Raw genomic sequence first — 3,401 nt, 5'->3', positions numbered from 1 at the left:
GCTGTGCCAGTCGGCGGGCTTGGTGGGGTAGGCCAGGTCGAGGTACTTGCGCCAGTTCGCCAGGCTTCCGCGCAGGAGGACCTGCGCCAGTTGGGCCGACGCCCAGCGTCGACCGGGCCGCCGCCATTGGGCTCGGTCAGCCGGATGTGGCAGACTCGCGGCTCGGCACGTCTCGATCTCACCGCCGACGGAGGTGATCATGCGCCCGACGCACCGCAGGCTGGCGGCGACCGCCGCCGGGCTGATGCTGCTGCCAGTTGCCCTGGTCGGCTGCGGGATCGGCGACAAGGACGAGGAGAAGTCCGCCGCCAAGCCGGCCCGAGCCCCCGCCGAGGAGGCCGCCACCCGCTCCCGTGAGCGCGTGCAGGCGTACCTCGACGCGATGGCGGCCAAGGACGTCGCCGCCGGCCGCAGCCAGCTCTGCGCTCTGCTGCACGACGGCTTCGACCTGGGCGCCACCGGCCCCAACGGCGACTTCGCCGACCACTTCCAGGTGCCGGAGGCGGCCATCACGGACATCCGGTCCGGTCCGCTCGGGCAGGAGGTCCGCGTCTCGGTCTCGGTCGCGGTCGGCAAGCGCACCGTCGTCCGGCCACTGGTCTTCACCGTCACCCGGGACGGAAGCGACTGGTGCATCGCCGCCGAAGCGCCGGGTGGACCGGCCGCCCCGACGCCGAGCGGCGTCGCCCCTACCCCCGCGTCCTGACCAGCGCCCGGCGGATTGATCTCCCATCTGCCGGAACCGTCCCCCTCGCCGCCCGGCCACCCCGACCGTCGCCGTACGCTTTCTGTCATGCGCCATGAGTGGCATCAGCTGAGCCATCCCGCGGTGGGCAGCCCGGGCCTGCAGACCAGCCGACCGACCATCGACTCCGCCGAGGACGCCGCGCTCGGTCTGGACCGATGGCGGGAGCTGCCCCGCGAGCAGATCCCGCCGTGGTCCGACCCGGCTGCCGTGGCCGCGGTCTGCAAGGTCCTCGACACAGTGCCGTCGGTCGTCGCGCCCTACGAGGTGGACCAGCTCCGGCAGAAGCTCGCCCTGGTCTGCGAGGGCAAGGCGTTCCTGCTGCAGGGTGGTGACTGCGCCGAGACGTTCGTGGACAACACCGAGAGCCACCTGTTGGCCAACGCCCGCACCCTGCTCCAGATGGCGATCGTGCTCACCTACGGCGCGTCGCTGCCGGTGGTCAAGGTCGCCCGGGTCGCCGGGCAGTACACGAAGCCCCGCTCGCTGCCGACCGACGCCCGCGGCCTGCCCGCGTACCGCGGCGACATGATCAACTCACTGGAGGCCGACCCGGCCGCCCGGGTCGCCGACCCGCAGCGCATGATCCGCGCGTACGCGAACTCGGCGGCGGCGATGAACATGCTCCGGGCGTACCTCGCCGGCGGGCTCGCCGACCTGCACGCCGTGCACGACTGGAACAAGGGCTTCGTGAAGAACTCCCCGGCGGGGGAGCGTTACGAGGCGATCGCCCGGGAGATCGACCGGGCGCTGGCCTTCATCCGGGCCTGCGGCATGACCGACGACGAGGCGCTGCGCACCGTCACGCTCTACTGCTCCCACGAGGCCCTGGCCCTGGAGTACGACCGGGCGCTCACACGGGTCTCCGACCGTCGGGCGTACGGGCTCTCCGGGCACTTCCTGTGGATCGGCGAGCGCACCCGGCAGATCAGCGGGGCGCACATCGACTTCATCTCCCGAATCGCCAACCCGATCGGGGTCAAGCTCGGCCCGACGACCTCCCCGGACGAGGCGATCGAGTTGTGCGAGAAGCTCAACCCGGACAACATCCCCGGCCGGCTCACCCTGATCAGCCGAATGGGCAACCACCGGGTACGCGACGCGCTGCCGCCGATCGTCGCCAAGGTCACCGCCGCCGGGGCCAAGGTGGTCTGGCAGTGCGACCCGATGCACGGCAACACGCACGAGTCGTCAAACGGCTACAAGACCCGGCACTTCGACCGCATCGTCGACGAGGTGCTCGGCTACTTCGAGGTGCACCGGGGGCTGGACACCCACCCCGGCGGGCTGCACGTCGAGTTGACCGGCGAGGACGTCACCGAGTGCCTCGGCGGCGCCCAGGGGATCGAGGATCTCGACCTGCCCGACCGGTACGAGACCGCCTGCGACCCGCGTCTGAACACCCAGCAGTCGTTGGAGTTGGCCTTCCTCGTAGCGGAGATGCTGCGGGGCTGAGCTTGCCAGCCCGCAGCCGGCAAGTCAGAGGATGACCATGGCTGACGCGGGGAGTGAGCTTGCGAGCCCGCAGTCGGCAGTTGAAAGGATGACAGTGCCTGATCTGTTCGTGGACCTGCGGTCCGACACGGTGACCCGACCCACCGCCGGGATGCGGGAGGCGATTGCCACCGCCGAGGTCGGTGACGACGTCTACGGCGAGGACCCGAGCGTCAACGCGCTGGAGGCCGAGGTCGCCGCGTTGTTCGGGCACGAGGCGGCGCTGTTCGCCCCGAGTGGGTCGATGGCGAACCAGATCGCCCTGCAACTGCTGGTGTCGCCCGGCGACGAGTTGCTCTGCGACGCCGACGCGCACGTGGTCACGTACGAGATCGGCGCCGCGGCCGCGTACGGCGGGATCTCCTCGCGGACCTGGCCCGCCGTGGGCGCGGACATCGACCCGGAGATGGTGGCCGGGATGATCCGGCCGGACGGTTACTTCGCCGTCCCCACCCGCGCGGTCGCCGTCGAGCAGACCCACAATCGCGGCGGCGGCGGGGTGATTCCGCTGGCGACCCTGCGGGATCTGCGCGGGGTCGCTGACGAGGCGGGGGTCGCACTGCACTGTGACGGCGCCCGGATCTGGCACGCGCACGTCGCCGACCAGGTGCCGCTGATCGAGTACGGCCGGCTCTTCGACACGCTGTCGGTATGCCTCTCCAAGGGCCTCGGCGCGCCGGTCGGTTCGCTGGTGATCGGCAGCGCGGAGAAGATCGAACGTGCCCGGCTGATCCGCAAGCGGATGGGCGGGGGCATGCGCCAGGCCGGCATTCTCGCCGCCGCCGGCCGGTACGCGCTCGCGCACCACATCGACAGGTTGGCCGACGACCACGCGAAGGCGGCCCGGCTCGCCGAGGCGGTCGCGCCGTTCGGTGTGTTGGCCACCACGGTCCGCACCAACCTTGTCGCGCTGGACCTCACCAAGCACACACTGGACGCGCGGGCGCTGGCCGCCGCGGCGCGGGCCGAGGGCGTACTGATCTCGGTGCTCGGCCCCCGTACCGCCCGCCTGGTCACCCACCTGGGCCTCAGCGACGCGGACGTCGACCGCGCGGTGGCAGCCCTACCCCGCATCCTCGCCGCAGCCTAAAACCCCTGTTCGCCTCGGTGATCAAGAGGTTCGCGTCAGGTCCCGGTCCCCGGGTGACGCAAACCTCTTGAT

Annotated in this window: 3 protein-coding genes and 1 pseudogene; 3 read left to right on the top strand and 1 reads right to left on the bottom strand. The window is 71.4% G+C overall.

The annotated features are described in order from the left end of the window. Nucleotides 1–201, bottom strand: a pseudogene (locus AB0C20_RS35680) (alpha/beta hydrolase); the annotation flags it as partial. Between AB0C20_RS35680 and AB0C20_RS35675 the strand changes: the two are divergent. From AB0C20_RS35675 to AB0C20_RS35665, 3 genes are all read left to right on the top strand, one after another. Beyond that, nucleotides 200–706: a nuclear transport factor 2 family protein gene (locus AB0C20_RS35675; RefSeq protein WP_357180804.1), complete on the top strand. Its 507-nt coding sequence runs from the start codon at nt 200–202 to the stop codon at nt 704–706. The pseudogene AB0C20_RS35680 and the gene AB0C20_RS35675 overlap by 2 nt on opposite strands. An 87-nt stretch (nt 707–793) precedes the next feature. Further along, nucleotides 794–2,200, top strand: coding sequence for a class II 3-deoxy-7-phosphoheptulonate synthase (locus AB0C20_RS35670; protein WP_357180801.1), 1,407 nt, complete (start codon nt 794–796; stop codon nt 2,198–2,200). Between the two features lie 94 nt (nt 2,201–2,294). Next, the gene (locus tag AB0C20_RS35665; RefSeq protein WP_357569669.1) at nt 2,295–3,329 is read left to right on the top strand and encodes a GntG family PLP-dependent aldolase; all 1,035 of its coding nucleotides are present in this window, start codon (nt 2,295–2,297) and stop codon (nt 3,327–3,329) included. Nucleotides 3,330–3,401 lie beyond the last annotated feature (72 nt).

It is taken from the genome of Micromonospora sp. NPDC048843, from assembly GCF_040649965.1.
Lineage (GTDB): Bacteria > Actinomycetota > Actinomycetes > Mycobacteriales > Micromonosporaceae > Micromonospora > Micromonospora hortensis.
Note: the sequence above shows the minus strand (reverse complement) of the source record. Positions and strands in the feature narration are given on the sequence as shown.